Raw genomic sequence first — 19,636 nt, 5'->3', positions numbered from 1 at the left:
GCACGCTAGGCACTCGTGGCCAACCTCACAATCACCACGCCGTGATTCACGACGTTTTTTTGGTCGGAAAGGGCGGAATTGGCCCAATTCACGCCACTTTCGTCACTCGCGCGCGTTTCGGGCGTCGTTATTCGGCGGCGCCGGGCCACAGCTCGTCGACCGCATAACGCTCCCCGATCGAGAAGTCGTACTGCACCAGACGCATGTCCTCGAGCAGCTGGGCCGACCGTGAATCCAGCGATTCTTCGGGGGTTTCGGCACCGTCGCTGGTGACGATGCGTCCGTGCTGCAGCGCGCTGATGCGGCGGTGCATGCGATCGAGCAGCGCGAGGTAAGGCGGCACCGGTGCGTCGGCGGCGCGGTAGACCAGCGGGAGGAAGAACGCCGGGCTGGTGAGTGGCATCGGACGGTGCACGTTCCCTTCGCTGTTCCACACGAAGAACGGCGTCTCGTAGAGGCCGAGCCCGTCGTTGTTGGCGTTCTTCACGTCGGAGTCGTAGATGCCCGGCAGATGGTCGCCGTAGAACAGGACGACGGTCTTCTCGTCGCTCGTCTCAAGCTCATGGAAGAAGTCGGCCAGCGCGACATCGGTGTGCTCGAGACCCCGCGCGTACTGGCCGATCCGGTCGTCCTGGTCGCCGCCGACGCCACTCACGTCGATCGGGTCGTCGTAGTTGCCCTCGACCGGGATGTGGTTCTGCATGGTGACCAGGTTGATCATCAGCGGGTCGTCGTGGTCCTCGATCTGGTGGAGCACCTCGTCGAACGCCGCAGCGTCGTCGATGTAGGGGTTGTCGTCGATCATCTCCTGCGACTGCATCGACGTGTCGTGGATGAACTCCTCGAAGCCCAGCGTCCGGTAGACCTGCTCACGTTTGTAGAGGCCGACCATGAACGGGTGGATCGCGATCGCCTTGTGGCCCTGCGACTTGAACCACCCCACCGCCGACGGGTAGCTCGAGTAGTCGGCGACGAGCATCTGGTAGGGCGAGACCATCTGGGGACGGAACAGTGCGATCGACTGTCCCGTCAGGGTCTCGAACTCCATGTTGGCGGTGCCGCCGCCGTACAGCTGCGCGAGCATCGTGCCCGACGTCGTCTCCTCCATCGTGGCGCGGGTCCGCAGGATCGGGTCGCGCTCGAGCTCGAAGCCGTCGAGCTGCGTGGGATCCGTGAACGACTCGCTGAGCACGAGCACCACGTTGACGTCGTCGAGGCTCCCGGTGCGGGTGCGGTTGATGCGCTCCGCCGCGGCGGTGTAGCGCGCGGACACCTGGTCCATGGCGGCCTGGTCGTAGCCCGGGGGCGTGGCCATCGCGGAGATCGGCATGTTGTAGAGGAAGCCGCCGACGAAGCCGTTGCTGCGGTAGTTGGTCTTCTGGTTCCAGTAGCGCCAGTGCTCGCCGCGGACCTCGTAGGCCTTGCGCCAGAGGTTGCCCGGCTCGTTGAACTTCGTCGTCTGGAAGAGCAGCGTGGCGGTCACCAGGAGTACGCCGACGCGGAGCAGTCCGAGCTGCACCGCCTGGCGCCGGGGCAGCCTGCGCAGCGACGGTCGCGGGTAACGACGGCCCAGCCGGCGACCGACCATGACGCACGCGGCGACCACGACGGCGAGCGCGAGCACCAGCAGCGCGACCATCCACGGTGAGACGAACGCGCTGAGGAACCCAGGCTCGCTGAGGAAGTCGATGTCGCTGGGGTAGATCGGCTCCTCGCGCAGGATGATCTTGACCCGGTTGGCGGCAGCGACGGGGATCACGACCGCCGACAACAGGCCGATCGACCACCACAACCGCCCGATGAGCGACCAGACGAAGAGCAGCAGCAGCCAGACCACGAGGGTGTCGGCGTAGAAGGCGATGCCGGTGACGAACTGGTCGAGGAGCCACCGCGGTTCACCCCGCCACAACGTCGACACCTCGAGCACGAGGGTCAGGACGACGGCGGCCAGCAGCGAGACGCCCGCGCCGCGGCGGAGCACGACGTCCGGTCCGTGCGGCTCCTCGACGGCCGGCCCGACCTCGCGCGGGCGGCCGGCGTCGGGCGCGCGATCCTCCCCCTCGTCCCCCTGTGCCGGCAGCGGCGGGTCGGCGACGGACGAGGTGGACACAGGGTGAATCGTAGGTTGCCGCAGAGCGGCACACCTACCCGGCGACACCCGGCGCGCCGGGCGCCGTACCCCTCCTCAGGTCATGAAGCCTGCGCCGCGCGGTACTCCCCCGCCCTCGCCACCAGCGCGGCGTGCAGCTCCCGCACCTGGAGCGACACCGGCAGGCTCGTGCGCTGCCGCACGACGAGCGTCACCAGGGTGGGATCGCCGGCGATCGGCCGGGTGACGATCAGCCCGGCGCGGTGCAGCGGGTCGCCGACGACGCTGTAGTCCGGGAGCACGGTCACCCCGAGGCCCTCGGCGACGAGTGCCTTGCCCATCTCCGCGCCGTCGGTGCTGTGGCACGCGTGCGGCAGCTCGGTGCCGAAGACCCGGTGCACGTAGCGATGCATCAGGTAGCCCGCCCGCATCATCACGAACCGCTGGCGGCGCAGGTCCTCGATCGACACCTGCGACAGGGCTGCCAGCGGGTGATCGGCCGGAAGCACGGCGACCGGCCGTCCGTGCAGGAGGTCGGTGCCGACCAGGCCGGCGGGGGCGTCGTCACCGTCGAGCACGTTGACCAGGCCCAGGTCGAGAGTGCCCTCGGCGAGACCCTCGTCGATCTGGGCCTGCTGGAGCGTCAGCACCTCGACGGTCGCCGCCGGCCGGCTGGCCTGGAACGTGCGCACCGCGGGCACCAGGAGGGTCGCCGTCGCGGCGTGGACGGTGCCGAGGCGGACCAACCGCGCGTCGACGCGCTGGTCACCCGCGGCCGCCCGCAGCCGGTCGACAGCCGCCAGCACCTCCTCCATGTAGGGCAACAGCTCCCTGCCCTCCCTGCTGATCCGGGCCCCGGTCCGGCGCCGGTCGAGCAGGGTCACCTTGAGCTCGCGCTCGAGCTTGGTCACCGACTCGCTCAGGGCCGGCTGGGAGAGATGGAGTCTCTCGCTGGCGCGGCGGAGTGACCCGTGCTGGGTCACCGCCGCGAGGTACTCGAGCTGTTCGATCCGCATGCTGTGCCGCCTTCGTCCCGGGTGAGTGATAGGGCTGCCCGATCGACTGATCCGGGACTCCTGCCAGTGGTTCCTTGTGTCGGACCTAAAGACTAGTAACTTAGTAGACAAAGAACAAACAACGCGCCGAGACCAGGAGCCACCATGACCCTCAACCCGCCCGTGGACCCCGAGTCCTTCGCGACCCCGCTCAAGTTCGCCTACTGGGTCCCCAACGTCAGCGGCGGCCTGGTCGTGAGCAAGATCGAGCAGCGCACGGACTGGGGCTACGACTACAACAAGCAGCTCGCCCAGCTGGCCGAGAACAACGGATTCGACTACGCGCTCTCCCAGGTGCGCTACATCGCGTCGTACGGCGCCGCCTACCAGCACGAGTCCACCGCCTTCAGCCTCGCGCTCCTGCTCGCGACCGAGCGGCTCAAGGTCATCGCCGCGATCCACCCCGGCCTCTGGCACCCGGGCGTGCTCGCCAAGTGGATCGCGACGGCCGACCAGCTCTCGGGTGGCCGGGCAGCGGTCAACGTCGTGAGGGGCTGGTTCAAGGACGAGTTCACCAAGCTCGGGGAGCCGTGGCTCGAGCACGGCGAGCGCTACCGCCGCTCCGAGGAGTTCATCCGCTACCTGCGGGAGATCTGGACCTCCGAGCACGCCGAGATCAACGGCGACTTCTACCGGCTCCACGACTTCGACCTGAAGCCGAAGCCGGTCATCACCCGGGACCGGCCGCATCCCGAGGTCTTCATGGGCGGCAACTCCACCGACGCCCGCGGCATGGGCGGGCGGGTCACCGACTGGTACTTCGCCAACGGCAACACCCCCGACGGCATCAGCGAGCAGATCAGTGACGTCAGCGACGTGGCCACGGTGCACGGCCGCACCGTGAGGTTCGGCGTCAACGGCTTCCTCATCGGCCGGCCCACCGAGCGCGAGGCACGCGACGTGCTCCGCGAGATCGTCGACAAGGCCGACCGCGAGGCGGTCGAGGGCTTCGGCTCCGCCGTGAAGCAGGCCGGCCAGAGCACCGGCGACCGTAAGGGGATGTGGCAGGACTCCGAGTTCGCGGACCTGGTGCAGTACAACGACGGCTTCCGCACCGGTCTGATCGGGACACCGGAGCAGATCGCGACCCGGATGCTCGAGTACAAGCGGCGCGGCGTGAATCTCTTCCTGCTCGGCTTCCTCCACTACCTCGAGGACGTCGAGTACTTCGGTCGCGAGGTGCTCCCCATCGTCAGGGAGCTCGAGGCGGCCGAGCTGGAGCGCGTCTGATGACGGCTCTGCACGAGGTCCACGAGCTCGCTGAACCACTCGCACCCGGCCGGGCCGACGTCCCCGTGCTCGGACCGAACAAGGCGGTCGAGGTGGCGCGGGAGCTCGGCGCGCGGTTCGCCGCCGGATCCGCGGAGCGCGACCGACGGCGACTGCTGCCGACGGAGCAGCTGGAGCAGCTCTCGGCGTCGGGACTGCTAGCCGTCACCGTGCCGAGGGAGTACGGCGGCGCCGACCTCTCCGCGGAGACGCTCGCCGAGGTGGTCCGGCTCGTCGCCGCGGGCGATCCCAACGTCGCCCAGATCCCGCACAGCCACTTCGTCTACGTCAACGTGCTGCGCGAGCAAGGGACCGCCTCGCAGAAGGAGCGGCTCTTCGGCGACGTGCTGGGGGGAGCCAGGTTCGGGAACGCGCAGTCCGAGATCCGCAGCAAGCACGTCCGCGACCACGCGACGACGCTGCGACCGCTGGGGCCCCGGATCGGCTCCGGACCGGCCCGCGCCGCCGAGTGGGTGCTCGACGGCAGCAAGGGCTACTGCACCGGAGCGCTCTTCGCGCACTGGATCCCGGTGCTCGCCCACCTCGACGAGGACGGACCGCTCCACGTCGCGTGGGTCGAGCGCAACGCGCCCGGAGTGACGGTGATCGACGACTGGGACGGCGTCGGTCAGCGGACGACCGCGAGCGGCACGGTGCGGCTCGACCAGGTGCGGGTGCCGTCGGACCTCATCACGCCGTACTACCTCACGTTCGAGCGACCGCAGACATTCGGCGCGTTCGCCCAGCTGTTGCACGCCGCGATCGACGCGGGCATCGCCCGCGCGGCGCTGGCGGACGCGGCAGAGTTCGTGACCACGCGGAGCCGCCCCTACCCGGACGCCGAGGTGGAGCGCGCCGCGGACGACCCGCTGGTGGTGCACGCCTTCGGCGAGATCGAGCTCCAGGTCCGGACTGCCGAGGCGCTCCTCGCCGAGGCCGGCCGCGCCGTGGACCGCGCGAACGACGACCTCAACGATTCGACCGCGGGCCAGGCCAGCCTCGCGGTGGCCGCCGCCCGGGCGGCGGCGACCACGGCGTCCGTCGACGCCGGCAGCCGGCTGTTCGAGGTGTGTGGCACCCGGTCCGCGCTGGCGTCGCTGGTGCTCGACCGGCACTGGCGCAACGCCCGCATCCACACCCTGCACGACCCCGCCGGTTGGAAGGTCCAGCACCTCGGTCGCTACGCGATCGACGGCACCCTCCCGCCTCGCCACGGACAAGTTTGATTGGCCGAGCGCGTCGCAGACGCCGCTCGCCGCACGGGCGCTCGCTCCGCTCGGCCCGCGGGCGTCGCGCCGTGCCGCTTCGCGGCGGTGCGCCACGCTGCCGGCCCGAAACCGATCGAAAGGAAAGATTGTGTCGCTCAACTTCCACTGGTTCCTGCCGACCAACGGCGGGGACGGACGGCACGTCGTCGGCGGCGGCCACGGGATCTCGCCGGGTCGCTCCGGGCGGGCCGGCGACGTCGCCTACCTCACCCAGGTCGCGCGCGCAGCGGAGGACAACGGCTTCGAGGCGGCGCTGACCCCCACCGGCGCCTGGTGCGAGGACGCCTGGCTGTCGACGGCGATGCTGAGCCAGACGTCGGAGCGGCTGAAGTTCCTCGTCGCCTTCCGTCCTGGTCTGGTCGCGCCGTTCCTCGCGGCGCAGATGGCCGGGACCTTCCAGAACCTCAGTGGCGGACGACTGCTGCTCAACGTCGTCACCGGCGGCGAGCCCCACGAGCAGCGCATGTACGGCGACTTCTTGGACAAGGACGGCCGTTACGCACGGTGCGGCGAGTTCCTGGAAGTCGTACGCCGGCTCTGGGCCGGGGAGACCGTCGACTTCGACGGCGAGCACCTCGCCGTCACCGGCGCGTCGCTCGACCAGATCCCCGACCCAGTGCCGGCGATCTACTTCGGCGGGTCCTCGCCCGCCGCCGGTCGGGTGGCCGCTCGTCACGCCGACGTCTACCTGACCTGGGGCGAGCCACCGGAGGCGGTGGCCGAGAAGATCGCGTGGATCCGGGGACTGGCGGCCGAGGAGGGTCGCGACGACACCCGGCCGATCCGATTCGGCATCCGGATGCACACCATCACCAGGGACACGTCGACCGCGGCGTGGACCGAGGCGGACCGGCTGCTCGCCCAGATCCCCGAGGAGTCGATCCAGCGGGTCCAGGACGGCCTGCGCCGCAGCGAGTCCGAGGGACAACGGCGGATGCTCGCGCTGCACGGCGGGAGCTCGGACAACCTCGAGGTCCATCCCAACGTCTGGGCCGGCATCGGCCTGGTCCGCGGCGGCGCCGGGACCGCGCTGGTCGGCAGCCACGAGGAGGTCGCCGACCGGATCGAGGAGTACGCCGCCCTCGGGATCGACGAGTTCATCCTCTCGGCGTACCCCCACCTCGAGGGTGCCTACTGGTTCGGCGAGGGCGTGCTGCCGATCCTCGCGGAGCGCGGGCTGTGGAAGGACCCACGTCCCCAGCGGCACCACAACGCGGCGGTTCCGTTCGCGACCGCCGGGCGGGCAGCGTCATGACTGCACCGACCACTGCCGTCGTCGTCGGGAACCCGAAGGCGGCGAGCCGGACGCTGACCGCGGCGTCGTACCTTCCACGCGAGCTGAGCGGTGCCGAGCCCGACCTGGTGGTCGACCTGGCGACGATCGGGGCCGAGCTCGTGAACTGGCGGGCCGCCGGCGTCAACGACCTGGTCGCCGAGGTGGGGCGGGCCGACCTGGTGGTCGTGGCGTGCCCGACGTACAAGGCGACGTACACCGGTCTGCTGAAGCTGTTCCTCGACCGGTTCTCCGTCGGACAGCTCACCGGGGTCGCCGTACCCCTCATGCTCGGGGCCGGGCCGACGCACGCGCTCGCACCCGAGATCGGACTGCGACCACTGCTGACCCACCTGGGCGCGCTGGTGCCGACGTCCGGGCTCTACGTGCTCGATCACGAGTACGACGATCCCGCCGCCTATGCCGACTGGCTGGCCGGTGCGCGCCCGGCGATCTCCGCCCTGCTCGCCCAACCCAGAGGAGCATCAGCATGACTCTGCTCGGCGTCCCCACCAACCAGGACCTCGACCCGTCGCGGCTCCGCGAGGCGTTCGGCAGCTTCCCGAGCGGTGTCGTGGCGGTCGCGGCCGAGGTGGACGGAGCGCTGGTCGGGCTCGCGGCCAGCTCCTTCACGTCCGTGAGCCTCGACCCGCCGCTGGTGTCGGTGTCGGTCGCCAACACGTCGAAGACCTGGCCCGACCTCCGCCGGGCCCGACGGCTCGGCCTCACCGTGCTCGCCGAGCACCACGGCCAGGTGTGCCGTCAGCTCGCCGGCCCGGTCGACCGTCGGTTCGACGACGTGCCGGTGACGGTGACCGAGGAAGGGGCGGTCACCCTCGACGAAGGCCTGGCCCGGTTCGACTGCTCGATCTACCGCGAGGTCGAGGCCGGCGACCACACGATCGTGCTGCTCCTGCTGCACGCGGTCGAGCACGCTGTCGGCCACGTCGAGGGCGTGGCCCACGGCCTGCCGCTCGTGTTCCACCGCAGTGCGTTCGGACGGATGGCCGTCTGACTCAGGCGCGCTGGGTGACCGGCTTCCAGGACGGACGTGTGCTCTCGTAGGCCGTGATGAGGTCGTCGTGGCCCAGGGTGATGCCGATGTCGTCGAGGCCCTCGAGCAGCCGCCAGCGGGTGTAGTCGTCGATGTCGAAGGAATCCAGGATCGCGTCCTGCTCCGATGTTCCAGGCGTGCTCACGGTCTTGGCCTCGAGGTCGACGGTGATCTCGCCACCCGGGTTGTCCTCGAGGTAGTCCCAGAGCGCCTGCACGACCTTCTCGTCGACCTGCGCGGCGACCAGCCCGGCCTTGCCGGAGTTGCCGCGGAAGATGTCGGCGAAGCGGGCGGAGAGCACGACCTTGAAGCCGTAGTTCTGCAGGGCCCAGACCGCGTGCTCACGCGACGAGCCGGTGCCGAAGTCGGGACCCGCGACGAGCACGGAGCCGGCGGCGTACTCCGGCTTGTTCAGCACGAAGTCGGGGTCGTTGCGCCAGGCGGCGAAGAGCCCGTCCTCGAAGCCGGTGCGGGTGACCCGCTTGAGGTAGACGGCCGGGATGATCTGGTCGGTGTCGACGTTGCTGCGCTTCAGCGGCACGCCGACGCCGGAGTGGCTGGTGAACTTCTCCATGACTCAGGCCTCCTGGCGGACGAGGTCGGCGGGTGAGGACAGGGTGCCGCGGACAGCGGTCGCCGCGGCGACGGGGATGGACACCAGGTGGGTGCGGCCACCCTTGCCCTGCCGGCCCTCGAAGTTGCGGTTGGAGGTCGACGCGCTCCGCTCCTGCGGCGCGAGCTGGTCGGGGTTCATGCCCAGGCACATCGAGCACCCTGCTCCACGCCACTCGGCGCCCGCCTCGATGAAGACCTGGTCGAGGCCCTCCTCGATCGCCTGGTTGCGCACCCGGACCGAGCCCGGCACGACGAGCAGCCGGGTGCCGTCGGCGACCTGGTGGCCCTTGATGATCTCCGCGGCGAGGCGGAGGTCCTCGATCCGTCCGTTGGTGCACGAGCCGACGAAGACGGTGTCGACCTTGATGTCGCGCATCGGGGTGCCGGCCTCGAGACCCATGTACTCGAGCGCCTTCTCGGTGGCGACCTTGTCGCTGGGGTCGTCGAAGTCGTCGGGGCTCGGCACGCTCCCGCCGAGCGGCACGCCCTGACCGGGGTTGGTGCCCCAGGTGACGAACGGCGTCATCGTCGAGGCGTCGAGCTCGAGCTCCTTGTCGAACTCCGCGTCCTCGTCGGTGACGAGCGTCTTCCAGTTCTCGACCGCGGCGTCCCAGTCGGCGCCCTTCGGGGCCTCGGGCTTGCCCTCGATGTAGTCGAAGGTGGTCTGGTCGGGAGCGATCAGCCCCGCCTTCGCGCCCCACTCGATCGACATGTTGCAGACCGTCATCCGGCCCTCCATCGAGAGCTCCTCGATGGCCTGGCCGCGGTACTCCACGATGTAGCCCTGGCCACCGCCGGTGCCGGTGTGGGCGATCAGCGTGAGGACGAGGTCCTTGGCGGTGACGCCGTCGGGAAGGCTGCCGTTGACGGTGACCGCCATGGTCTTGGGCTTCGCCTGCATCAGCGTCTGCGTCGCGAGCACGTGCTCGACCTCGGACGTGCCGATGCCGAACGCGATCGCGCCGAACGCGCCGTGCGTGCTGGTGTGGCTGTCGCCGCACACGATCGTCATGCCGGGCTGGGTCAGGCCGAGCTGCGGGCCGACGACGTGCACGATGCCCTGCTCGATGTCACCGAGCGGATGCAGGCGCACGCCGAAGTCGGCCGCGTTCTTGCGCAGCGTGTCGACCTGGGTCTTGCTCACCGGGTCGGCGATCGGCTTGTCCCAGTCGAGGGTCGGGACGTTGTGGTCCTCGGTCGCGAGGGTGAGGTCGGGGCGTCGTACCTTCCGGCCGGCGAGCCGGAGGCCGTCGAACGCCTGGGGGCTGGTCACCTCGTGGATGAGGTGGAGGTCGATGAAGAGGAGATCGGGCTCCCCGGGGTTCGACCGGACGACGTGCTCGTCCCACACCTTCTCCGCCAGGGTCTTGCCCATGACTCGCTCCTCGCCGCTCGGTTTCGACTGTCCTCCCGGGCCGGTCGGCGGATCGCGCCACCCGGCCTGAGCCCTGCGTGACGAAGCCTACGCTTGCATCCCATGATGCGAGACGATAGTCTTGCCATATGGACAACTCGAGCGGCGTGGGCGTGCTGGACAAGGCAGCCCTGGTTCTCACGGCCCTGGAGTCCGGGCCCGCGACCCTGGCCGGCCTGGTCGCCGGCACCGGTCTGGCGCGCCCGACCGCCCACCGGCTGGCGGTCGCGCTGGAGCACCACCGACTGGTGGCCCGCGACATGCAGGGCCGGTTCGTCCTGGGTCCGCGGCTGGCCGAGCTGTCGGCTGCGGCCGGCGAGGACCGCCTGCTCGCCACCGCCGGGCCGGTGCTCGCGCGGCTGCGCGACATCACCGGCGAGTCCGCCCAGCTCTGGCGGCGCCAGGGCGACCACCGGGTCTGCGTCGCCGCCGCCGAGCGGCCCTCCGGTCTCCGCGACACGATCCCGGTCGGATCGCAGCTGACCATGCGCGCCGGCTCCGCCGCCCAGGTCCTCCTCGCCTGGGACGATCCCGACCGCATCCACCGCGGCCTCCAGAACGCCGCGTTCTCCGCTGCCGAGCTCTCCGCCATCCGGCGCCGGGGCTGGTCCCAGTCGGTCGGCGAGCGGGAGCAGGGCGTGGCCTCGGTGTCCGCCCCGGTCCGCTCCCCCGGCGGCAAGGTGATCGCCGCGGTGTCGGTCTCCGGTCCGCTCGAGCGGCTCTCCCGCCAGCCGGGCCGGATGCACGCCCCCGCCGTACTCGCCGCCGCGGAGCGGCTGTCCGAGTCGCTGAGGCGGGCTGCGGCGGAGTGATGGAGGTCAAATCTGGCCGCCGAGCGCGAGTTTCACCGGCCGGCCGGTGAAACTGTCGCTTGTCGTACGAAGCTTCATCGGTCCAGCGCGAGATTCACCGGCCGGCCGGTGAATCTGTCCCAACGCAGCCTCAGAACAGCGCGTCGTCCCTCTCGAGCGACAGCAGCGTCTGCTTGCGGTCGAGCCCGCCGGCGTAGCCGGTCAGGGTGCCGTTGGCACCGATCACGCGGTGGCACGGGATGACGATCGGGATCGGGTTGGAGCCGTTGGCGAAGCCGACCGCGCGGGAAGCGGCGTTGGACTTGCCGAGACGAGCGGCGATCTCGCCGTACGACGCGGTCTCGCCGTAGCCGATCTTCGTCAGCTGGTCCCACACCGACTGCTGCCACGCGCTGCCGACCGGCGCCAGTGGCAGGTCGAAGTCCTTGAGGTCACCGGCGAAGTAGTCGCGCAGCTGCCGCGCTGCCTCGACGAGCAGCGGGTCGTCGTCGACCCGGTCGCCCTTCGGCCGTCCGTCGGAGTCGCGGAACGGCGAGAACTCGATCTGCGTCAGCGCGCCGTCCCGCGCCACCAGGCGCAGCTCGCCGATCGGTGAGTCGATCACGGTCCAGGTCATGAGTTCTCCTCCAGTGAGGTCCACAGGTGTAGCAGGGCATAAGAGCGCCACGGCGCCCAGGTCGACGGATCGGCGCCAGGGGCGCCCAGCGCTGTGAGCGCGTTGCGCACGCCGACGTCGGTCGGCAGGTGGATGTCGGGGTGGCCGAGGGCACGCAGCGCGATGTAGTCGGCGGTCCAGGGCCCGATGCCGGGCAGTGCGAGCAGCGCCCGTCGTACGGCGCCGCGGTCGGGGCCGCGGTCGAGCGCGACGTCGCCGCCGGCCAACGCCGCGGCGAGGCCGGTCAGCGCGCGCCCGCGCGCTCGCGGCATCGGCAGCTGCTCCGGGTCGAGCGCGGCGACCGTGGCGGCGTCGGGGAACAGGTGGGTCAGCCCGGGGATGTCGGTGGTGAACGGCCGCCCGTGGGCAGCGACGAGCCGCCCGGCCACGGTGCGGGCTCCGGCGACGCTCACCTGCTGCCCGAGCACGGCGCGGACGGCGATCTCGTCGCCGGACACGTGGCCGGGCACGCGCAGGCCCGGGCGGCGTCGTACGAGCGGGCCGATCAGCGGGTCCCCGGTGAAGTGGTCGGCCACCGCGATCGGGTCGCAGTCTCCGTCGAGCAGCCGCCGGACGCGCGCGACCGCGGCACTGGTGTCGCGCAGGTCGTGGAGCACGAACCGGGCCGGAACCAGCGCCGTCTGGCCGGGGTCGAGCACGTCGCCGAGCTCGATCCGGACCGTGCCCGGACCGTGGGGGAGGTCGAGCGTGCGGGCGTACCAGCCGTCGCCCGCCACCTCGACGCCCTCGACGGCACGGACCGCCAGGTAGCGGAGGAGGTCGGAGCCGGCGAACGGAGTGCGGACGGCGAGCCGGAGCTCGATCGCCCCGGGCGTCCGCGCACCTCCCCGGCGGCCGCGCAGCTGGGTCGGCGTCGCGGCGTAGACCTCGCGCACGGTGTCGTTGAACTGGCGGATGCTCGCGAACCCGGAGGCGAACGCGATGTCCGCGAACGAGAGGTCGGTCGTCTCCACCAGCACCCGGGCGGTCTGCGCCCGCTGCGCCCGGGCCAGCGCGAGCGGCCCGGCGCCGAGCTCCGCGGTGAGCACCCGCGACAGGTGTCGCGACGTGTAGCCGAGGCGCTGCGCCAGTCCGTCGACGCCCTCCCGGTCGACGACACCGTCGGCGATGAGCCGCATCGCGCGTCCGGCGACCGTCGCCGCGGCGTCCCAGTCGGGACTACCCGGCGTCGCATCCGGCAGGCACCGCTTGCACGCGCGGTATCCGGCCGCCTGTGCCGCCGCCGCGCTGCGGTGGAACGTCACGTTGTGCAACGCCGGCGTGCGGGCTGGGCAGGACGGCCGGCAGTAGATGCCGGTGGTCCGCACCGCGATGTAGAACACGCCGTCGAAGCGGCGGTCGCGCGACTTCACCGCGGCGTAGCAGGACTCGGTGTCGAGGCCCGGGATCCCGGCAGTGGTCGTCGTCATGCGTCCATTCTGTACGCCGCCGCCGACATCTTCTCGCGGGAATCGGACATGGCCATCCTGCCCCGCCCAGCTCGCGAAGTTCGCCGACGCCGTCGGCCGAACCGGCCAGCGTCGAGCAACACGAGGTAGCGCAACGGCGCACGCTTCGGCGATCAGCACCGGCGAGCTAGTGGATGAGCGCCTTGAACGCGATCAGGGCAGCCGCGATGACGGCCGCGCCGCCGGCATGCACCAGGGAGCGGGCATGGCCGGCACCGGTCAACCGGGCCGCGAGAAAGCTGTACGCCCCGATGAGTCCGAGTCCGGTCCACTTTGCGAGCGCGAAGGCGGTGTCGGTCTCGATCAGTCCAGCCGTCGAGGCAAAGAAGAACACAGCAGGGAAGGCGACGCCGAGGATCACGGCAACGGTGTCGCCGATCACGATTCGGAGCGGACCGACCTCCTCTCCGGCGCCCGCTCGCGCACGCAAGCCGATCAGCTCGCTGTAGAGCTCGGCCAACCCGACCGCAAGGCCGGTGGCGACCAGGGCGGCGGCGACTCTCCCCTCCTCCGGCGGGTGCGCTTCCATGGTCAGCACCAGAGCGAGGCCGACGATCGAGCCGTACACGACACGCGCGACCTGACCTGAGCGCAGGTGCGACATCAGACCTGCGCTCCACCAGGTCGCGAGTGCAGTCCGCTCGCCGGCCACCAGCTACCGTCCCGACCAGCGCGGGGCTGCAGCCTGAGCGGAGGAGGCGGACTCAGTCACGCACGGGTGATCTGCAGGCAGAGGGCCCAGATGACCATCGCGTCGAAGGCGATGATGATGATCGCCCACAGCGGGTAGTACGGCATGAACGCGAAGCACGAGAGGGCGCTCAGGAACGCGATCCCCACGCCCGCACTGCTCGCGACCGCGTTGCCTGCCAGGATCCCGAGACCGATCGCCATGGCGATGACCGCGAGGCATGTGGATCCAGCCCCAGGTCGTCACATCGATCTCGTAGACGTACTGGATCCCCACGACGAAGACCTCTTCCTCGAGGACGGCTGCAGGCCTTGCAAGAAGTGGAACGACGCCAGCGTCACGAGCAGCACGCCCGCGAATCCTGCCGTGCCCTGCGCCCAAGCTGGTGTCGTCGCGCGACCGTCATCCAGTCCGGCATGCTCATCGCGACCTCCTGAGGTGCTGTGGCGGGCGAAGACCGCCCGTCGGTGGACGAGACGCTAGGCGGAGAAGCGGACGACCGGGTCACCCGGCGTGGGGGAATCACGGCCCGCCAGCAGAGCCCCGAGCGCCGACCCCGACAACCGTGGGCGCGGCGCTCTCTACGGAAGGACGTTGTCGTAGTAGTCCGAGTACGCCGCGCGGGCGTCGGGGTCCAGCTCGCCGAAATCATGCTCCGGCGCTTCCCGGACCTGCCGCGTGGTGAGGGAGACGTCGACCCGGCGGCGCTCGTGGTCAAGGGAGGTGACCGCGCCGGCCGGGATGATCCTCGCCTGGGCGAAGACTTCTGACTTGTCCACCACGATGTAGGCCCCGATCGCGCCGCTCGCTGCCCGGACGACAGTGCCGACGCGGCCGTCCGTCGCCTCGACGTCGTAGTCCAGAAGGTCGCGATCGAGCGTCCAGGTGAGCTCGCGGTAGTCCCACACGTTCGTGAGGTAGTCCCAGAGGTTTCTCATGCGGTCTCACCCCGGGAGACTGGGTCGACGGTCAAGTGATGGCGGACCGGAGGTCAGTACCCCGTTCTGAACCACTCAACGGACCAGCGGGCGCCTCGTTGCACGATCGCCGGAGCGTTCCCGCAACAGCCGTCTGCCGCTTCCGGACGGGTCGGGTTCGACCGGTGGCGGGGATCGGCGCCAGGGCAGCGCACCCTCGAGCTCGATCTCCAGGGAGAAGCTGAGGAAGGTGCGGACCAGGACGATCAGTCCGAGTGCCAGTGCGCTGTCCAGGGTGGGTTCGATCGTGATCGTCAGCACGATGTCGGCGATGATCAGGAACTCCAGGCCCAAGAGGATCGCTCGCCCGACGCCCCGACGGAGCAGCGCGTAGGCGCCATCCCCGCCAACGCGTCGCCACGACCACGCGGCGTGCGCCATCGCGGCGAGAGATCCCACGACGAGGATCACCACGCCACCGATCTCGAAGCCCTGGACGACGCGTTCCATCGCCTCGTCAAAGTGCATCACGGTCTCCGGTCGCGAGGCGGGCGCGGGCGCGGGCGCGGGCGGCCAGAGGTACACGACCCGAGCGAGGTCGAGCGACCCGGCGAAGGGGAACGATGCCCGCTCCGCATAGTCCAGGGAGACCGGCGAGGCGAGATTCGACCCGAAGTCCAGGCAGTCCGTCCCGAACAGCTGCGGCGCACCGATCGGGACGAGCCGCTTGCCCACTTCGTCTCCGTCGACGCTCAGCGTGATGTCGAGGGGGGCCGCCGGGGCGACGCTCGGTGTACCTCGTCTCCACCTCGATACGGTGTCGTCCCCCGGGCAGCGGGGCCGCGCTGCGAATGTTGGTTCGTTGGATGTAGCCGAGGGCATCGATCTCGTCGAGCACCCTCCCGACCTGCACGTCGACGTGCTCAGCGAAACCTGCGGCGACCTCCATGAGCCGACGTTGGAACGGCCGCTCGGCTTCGGGGATGTCGTCCCAGGCCGCCAGGGATTCGTGACGCGGCGTGAGCTGCGCCTCCTGCGGGATCCAACCCTTCTCGTCGGCCATCAGGCAGGTCCCGTCTGGTTGCTCCGGAATGCGGAGAAATGGATGTCCTCGATCATTCGCCGCTATGACGGCTCGTCCTCACCCACGACGGAAGAGCCCGCAGCTCGCGGTCGGCTGACGTCCGACGCGTGAAGGTGTCCCGGTCGTCGGGACCTCGGCGCGTCAGCGTCATCACCGGCCTCGCGCCTCGCGACGTAGCGACGTCCGAGCGGCCCGGCAGAGACCCCGTGGAGGACCACGCTCAGCACCACGGTGACCGCGACCACAGACACGGCCTGGCCCACCAACGGCGTCTCACCGAGCTCCTCGACCGCGAGGAGGATGAACACGACGGAGGCCAGACCCCGCGGACCGAACCAGCCGACGAACAGGACCGTGGACCGGTCCATGCCCGCACCCAGGAGGGCGATGCCGACCGGAATCATGCGGATCACCGTCAGGCTGAGCAGCGCGTAGACCAGGACGGACGCCGAGAAGTGGTCGAGGGCGACCGGGAGCAGAGCAGCGCCGAAGAGGAACCACACGGCCAGCGCGAGGAGCTCTCCCAGGAGCTCGGGCAGCTCTCCGACCTCCTCGACCTCGGCCACGTCGGGAGGCAATCGAGCTCCGAACACGATCCCGGCCACGAATGCCGCGATGAACCCGTTGCCGTCGAGCGCAGCAGCAAGCGCAAAGCTGGCGAGCGCGGCGCCCAGGGTCGCCAGCCGTCGGCCGCCGGCCGCGACCCACTTCCGCCTCGAGCCGAGCGAGATCAGCACAACGCTGCCCACCCCGACCACCAGCCCGACACCGACGCCCAGCGCAAGCTCGAGCAGCGCCCCAACCTCCGGAGAGTCCCCGTGGTGCCCCAGCCCGAGATCGCCGGCGACCACGGCGAGGGTGAACGCGACGATCGGTGTGGCGATGCCGTCGTTGAGTCCGCTCTCGACGTTGAGCGCGCGACGCAACCGCATCGGTACCCGGTCGTCGTTGATGACCTGCGCACTCAGAGCCGCGTCCGTCGGAGCCAGGGTGGCTCCGACAAAGCCGGCGAGCGCCCACGAGAAGTCGTCGAACATCCAGGCAGCAGCCAACGAGCCCAGGACGATGGAAAGCGGAAGACCGATACCCAGCAGGCGGGACGGAAAGTAGACGTCGCGTCGCAGCTGCGAGACGTTGACCCGCGACGCATCCGTGAAGAGCAGCAGCGCCAGCGTCAGCTCCGCAAGCACGTGCATCGACGGCGTGGTGACGTCGATGGCAAGCAGTCCCCACGTGGGGTTGCCCAACGTGTAGCCCGCGGCCAGGAACACCAGCGCTCCCGTGATGTTGACGCGGGTGAGGAGATGGGACGCCACGGCCCACGCCAGGACTAGCAGCATGAGTACGGCGAACGCGGCCTCGCTCACTTTGCGGTCCTCCCAGAGCTGGAGCCGGAGCTGGAGACCTGCCTCCGACGGCCGGCTCGATCCGTGGCTGATGAGAAGACTGCCGCGGCCAGGGGGTTCGCGCCTCACCCGGGTCGGATGAGGACAATGGCGAAGGGGTCGACCCAAGATGTCGCACGTGTCACGAGCGGAGGCGGCGAAAGGATCAGCACCGAGTTTGTCTCGACCGAGGCACCGGTGCCCTCGGTGAGCACCAACCAGCCCATACTGACGGCCGCCTTCTGGCGGACTCGCCGAGCCGCAGCGATCGCCGGCATCATCTTCGGTGTCCTGCTCCTCGCCGCCATGGCGATGGTTCGCCTCGCGCTGGCCGAACCCGACTACGAGTCCCTGCAGGCGGATGGCAACCGCCAGACGATGATCTGGTGGAGCCTCCAGCTCGTCCCCTTTGCGGGGATCGCCTTCCTGTGGTTCATCGGGGTCATCCGCGAACAGCTCGGCGACATCGAGGATCGCCTCTTCTCCACCGTTTTCCTCGGCAGCGGACTGCTCTTCCTGGCGATGCTGTTCGCCGGGGCCGTGACCACTGCCAGCATGGTCGAGATGCTGGACGGGCCGAATGTCGACGCTGATGTGTGGGCCTACGGCCGCGACAACTCCGAAGGTCTCATCTCGGTCTACGCGATGCGGATGGCGGCTGTGTTCACGTTGTCCGTGAGCACGGCGGGCCTCCGCGCGAGGGCATTGCCTCGCTGGCTCTCGTACGCCGGCTACGGGGTCGCGCTCGCCCTGCTGGTGGGTTCCGCCGACCAGAAGTGGCTCCAGGTGCTCTTCCCGATCTGGGTGCTGATGGTGAGCGTCATCATCCTGGTGAGGTCTCCGGACCGGGGCGGTCAGTGATGGACGCGAAACGCGGTTCTCTTTCGTCCGTGCGCGGGTGGTTGACCGGTATCGCTCCGAAGCGGGCGACCCTGAAACAGGATCTCGTGGCCGGTCTTCCCGGAGCGATCAGCAGCGTTCCCGACGGGATGGCGGCGGGCGTTCTCGCTGGAGTGAACCCGGTCCACGGGCTGTACGCGAGCATCTTCGGCCCGGTGGGGGGCGGCCTCACGGCCAGCAGCAAGCTGATGGTCATCACCACCACGAGCGCGGCTGCGCTGGCGGCTGGCTCCGCCGTGGCCGGTGTTCCGCCCGACCGCCGCTCCGAGGCGTTGTTCCTCCTCACCCTCATCGCCGGCGGGCTGATGGTCGTGGCCGCCGTCCTCCGGCTGGGCCGGTTCACGCGGTTCGTGCCGCACTCGGTGATGATCGGATTCCTGACGGGTGTCGCCTGCAACATCGTGCTGGGACAGCTGCCCGACCTCGCGGGGTCGGACGTCTCCGGTGACTTCGCGCTGGACAAGGCCTGGAACCTGCTGCTCGACCTCGGCAGCGTCGATCTCGCGTCCCTCCTCGCCGGGGCTGCTGCTGCAGCCATCCTCGTCGTCCTCGCTCGGTCGAGACTGGCTCCCTACTCGGCCCTTATCGGGCTCGTCATCCCTACGGTGGCCGTGATCGCGCTGGAAGCGGCCAGTGTCCTGCGCGTCCGTGACGTCGGCCATATCCCGCAGGGCCTGCCGATGCCCGGCCTCCCGCACCTGAGCGAGCTGTCCGTCAGCCTGGTCTCCGGTGCGTGCGCTGTCGCAGCGCTGGTCCTCATCCAAGGTGCGGGGGTCAGCGAGTCCGCGCCGAATCCCGACGGGTCGCGGTCCGAGCCGAACCGGGACTTCCTCGCTCAAGGTGTCGGGAACCTGTTGTCCGGCCTGTTCCGGGGGCAGCCGGTCGGCGGCTCGGTCGGACAGACGGCCCTCAGTGTCGCCGCGGGTGCCCGAACCCGTTGGGCCGCGATCTTCTCCGGGATCTGGATGGCGATCATCCTCCTTGCCTTCTCAGGGATCGTGGGCGCGGTCGCCATGCCCACCTTGGCCGCAGTGCTCATCGTCGCCGCCATCGGGTCCCTGCGCACCGGTCAGCTGCGAGCGATCATGCGCACGTCACGGATCTCTCAGATCGCGGTGTGCGCCACGTTCATCGCCACGCTCCTGCTGCCGGTGGCCGCTGCCGTCGGTCTCGGGGTGGTGTTCGCCCTGCTCATGCAGCTCAACCGCGAGGCACTCGACCTGAGGGTCGTCGAGCTCGTCCCCAATGATTCTGGGTCCTTCACGGAACAGCCGGCAGCTCCGCGCCTGGAGTCGAGGCGGGCCGTCCTCCTGGACGTCTACGGGAGCCTCTACTACGCGGGCGCCCGAACCCTTCAGGCGCACCTCCCCGACCCGGAGGGCTCGGTCAGCCCGGCAGTCGTCCTGCGCCTGCGTGGTCGTGCGCTGCTCGGAGCAACGTCCTACGCCGTGCTGTCGGACTACGCAGCCCGCATCGCAGCAGTCGGGGGCCGCTTCTACCTGACCGGTCTCGACGCCGAGGTCCTCGCCCAGGTGCAACGCAACCGGACGGTCGAGAACGCCGGCGACGTGCGGCTCTTCCAGGCCACCGAAGTGATCGGTGAGGCCAGTCTGACTGCCTACCGCCATGCGGAGGAGTGGGTGAGCGCTCAGAACTGACCGGGGTGGCGCTCACGATCGAGCGTCT

18 protein-coding genes and 1 pseudogene are annotated in these 19,636 nt (G+C 70.1%); 8 read left to right on the top strand and 11 right to left on the bottom strand.

Annotated elements, in window-relative coordinates; genetic code table 11:
* Positions 1 to 127 precede the first annotated feature (127 nt).
* Positions 128 to 2,110, bottom strand: a complete 1,983-nt coding sequence (locus tag SHK19_RS07430) for an LTA synthase family protein (RefSeq protein WP_322938274.1) — start codon at positions 2,108 to 2,110, stop codon at positions 128 to 130.
* Between the two features lie 80 nt (positions 2,111 to 2,190).
* Positions 2,191 to 3,105 carry a LysR family transcriptional regulator gene (locus tag SHK19_RS07425; protein ID WP_322457937.1) on the bottom strand — a complete coding sequence of 305 codons (915 nt, stop codon included), beginning with the start codon at positions 3,103 to 3,105 and terminating at the stop codon, positions 2,191 to 2,193.
* A gap of 144 nt (positions 3,106 to 3,249) precedes the next feature.
* Here SHK19_RS07425 and sfnG point away from each other — a divergent pair, with 144 nt between their 5' ends.
* From sfnG to SHK19_RS07400, 5 genes are all read left to right on the top strand, one after another.
* On the top strand, positions 3,250 to 4,374 hold the full coding sequence (gene sfnG, locus SHK19_RS07420) for a dimethylsulfone monooxygenase SfnG (RefSeq protein ID WP_322938273.1): 1,125 nt from the start codon (positions 3,250 to 3,252) through the stop codon (positions 4,372 to 4,374).
* The gene (locus tag SHK19_RS07415) at positions 4,374 to 5,639 is read left to right on the top strand and encodes an SfnB family sulfur acquisition oxidoreductase (protein ID WP_322938272.1); all 1,266 of its coding nucleotides are present in this window, start codon (positions 4,374 to 4,376) and stop codon (positions 5,637 to 5,639) included. Before sfnG ends, SHK19_RS07415 begins: the two co-directional genes overlap by 1 nt.
* 130 nt (positions 5,640 to 5,769) lie before the next feature.
* Positions 5,770 to 6,936, top strand: coding sequence for an LLM class flavin-dependent oxidoreductase (locus SHK19_RS07410; RefSeq protein WP_322938271.1), 1,167 nt, complete (start codon positions 5,770 to 5,772; stop codon positions 6,934 to 6,936).
* Positions 6,933 to 7,448, top strand: coding sequence for an NADPH-dependent FMN reductase (locus SHK19_RS07405; RefSeq protein ID WP_322938270.1), 516 nt, complete (start codon positions 6,933 to 6,935; stop codon positions 7,446 to 7,448). The genes SHK19_RS07410 and SHK19_RS07405 overlap by 4 nt, the downstream gene beginning before the upstream one ends.
* The gene (locus tag SHK19_RS07400) at positions 7,445 to 7,969 is read left to right on the top strand and encodes a flavin reductase family protein (protein ID WP_322457932.1); all 525 of its coding nucleotides are present in this window, start codon (positions 7,445 to 7,447) and stop codon (positions 7,967 to 7,969) included. The genes SHK19_RS07405 and SHK19_RS07400 overlap by 4 nt, the downstream gene beginning before the upstream one ends.
* Before the next feature lies 1 nt (position 7,970).
* Here SHK19_RS07400 and leuD read toward each other — a convergent pair whose 3' ends face one another.
* Together leuD and leuC are read right to left on the bottom strand one after the other, a co-directional pair.
* Entirely contained in the window at positions 7,971 to 8,582 is a 612-nt protein-coding gene (gene leuD / locus SHK19_RS07395) for a 3-isopropylmalate dehydratase small subunit (protein WP_322457931.1), read from the bottom strand.
* Between the two features lie 3 nt (positions 8,583 to 8,585).
* Complete coding sequence (gene leuC / locus SHK19_RS07390) at positions 8,586 to 9,998, bottom strand: 3-isopropylmalate dehydratase large subunit (protein ID WP_322938269.1); 1,413 nt, start codon at positions 9,996 to 9,998, stop codon at positions 8,586 to 8,588.
* 128 nt (positions 9,999 to 10,126) lie between these two features.
* Between leuC and SHK19_RS07385 the strand changes: the two genes are divergently transcribed.
* The gene (locus SHK19_RS07385; protein WP_322457929.1) at positions 10,127 to 10,849 is read left to right on the top strand and encodes an IclR family transcriptional regulator; all 723 of its coding nucleotides are present in this window, start codon (positions 10,127 to 10,129) and stop codon (positions 10,847 to 10,849) included.
* A 130-nt stretch (positions 10,850 to 10,979) separates the two neighbouring features.
* Here SHK19_RS07385 and SHK19_RS07380 read toward each other — a convergent pair whose 3' ends face one another.
* From SHK19_RS07380 to SHK19_RS07350, 7 genes and pseudogenes are all read right to left on the bottom strand, one after another.
* Positions 10,980 to 11,465: a methylated-DNA--[protein]-cysteine S-methyltransferase gene (locus tag SHK19_RS07380; protein WP_322457928.1), complete on the bottom strand. Its 486-nt coding sequence runs from the start codon at positions 11,463 to 11,465 to the stop codon at positions 10,980 to 10,982.
* On the bottom strand, positions 11,462 to 12,934 hold the full coding sequence (locus tag SHK19_RS07375; RefSeq protein WP_322938268.1) for an AlkA N-terminal domain-containing protein: 1,473 nt from the start codon (positions 12,932 to 12,934) through the stop codon (positions 11,462 to 11,464). The genes SHK19_RS07380 and SHK19_RS07375 overlap by 4 nt, the downstream gene beginning before the upstream one ends.
* A gap of 166 nt (positions 12,935 to 13,100) precedes the next feature.
* Positions 13,101 to 13,625, bottom strand: coding sequence for a hypothetical protein (locus SHK19_RS07370; protein ID WP_322938267.1), 525 nt, complete (start codon positions 13,623 to 13,625; stop codon positions 13,101 to 13,103).
* A gap of 56 nt (positions 13,626 to 13,681) precedes the next feature.
* A pseudogene (locus SHK19_RS07365) lies at positions 13,682 to 13,940 on the bottom strand (DUF7144 family membrane protein).
* A gap of 305 nt (positions 13,941 to 14,245) precedes the next feature.
* Positions 14,246 to 14,602 carry a hypothetical protein gene (locus SHK19_RS07360; RefSeq protein ID WP_322938265.1) on the bottom strand — a complete coding sequence of 119 codons (357 nt, stop codon included), beginning with the start codon at positions 14,600 to 14,602 and terminating at the stop codon, positions 14,246 to 14,248.
* 75 nt (positions 14,603 to 14,677) lie between these two features.
* Positions 14,678 to 15,316, bottom strand: coding sequence for a DUF1622 domain-containing protein (locus SHK19_RS07355; protein WP_322938264.1), 639 nt, complete (start codon positions 15,314 to 15,316; stop codon positions 14,678 to 14,680).
* 390 nt (positions 15,317 to 15,706) lie between these two features.
* The gene (locus SHK19_RS07350) at positions 15,707 to 17,032 is read right to left on the bottom strand and encodes a cation:proton antiporter domain-containing protein (RefSeq protein ID WP_322938263.1); all 1,326 of its coding nucleotides are present in this window, start codon (positions 17,030 to 17,032) and stop codon (positions 15,707 to 15,709) included.
* Between the two features lie 225 nt (positions 17,033 to 17,257).
* On the opposite strand from SHK19_RS07350, the gene SHK19_RS07345 reads away from it, so the two are divergent.
* Positions 17,258 to 17,911 (top strand): hypothetical protein, encoded by a 654-nt coding sequence (locus tag SHK19_RS07345; RefSeq protein ID WP_322938262.1) that lies wholly within the window; start codon positions 17,258 to 17,260, stop codon positions 17,909 to 17,911.
* Positions 17,912 to 17,997: 86 nt separating this feature from the next.
* Entirely contained in the window at positions 17,998 to 19,608 is a 1,611-nt protein-coding gene (locus tag SHK19_RS07340; protein WP_405030460.1) for a SulP family inorganic anion transporter, read from the top strand.
* Positions 19,609 to 19,636 lie beyond the last annotated feature (28 nt).

Origin of the sequence: Nocardioides bizhenqiangii (assembly GCF_034661235.1) — a bacterium.
Taxonomy (GTDB): Bacteria; Actinomycetota; Actinomycetes; order Propionibacteriales; family Nocardioidaceae; genus Nocardioides; species Nocardioides bizhenqiangii.
This window is presented reverse-complemented; position numbering and strand designations above follow the sequence as displayed.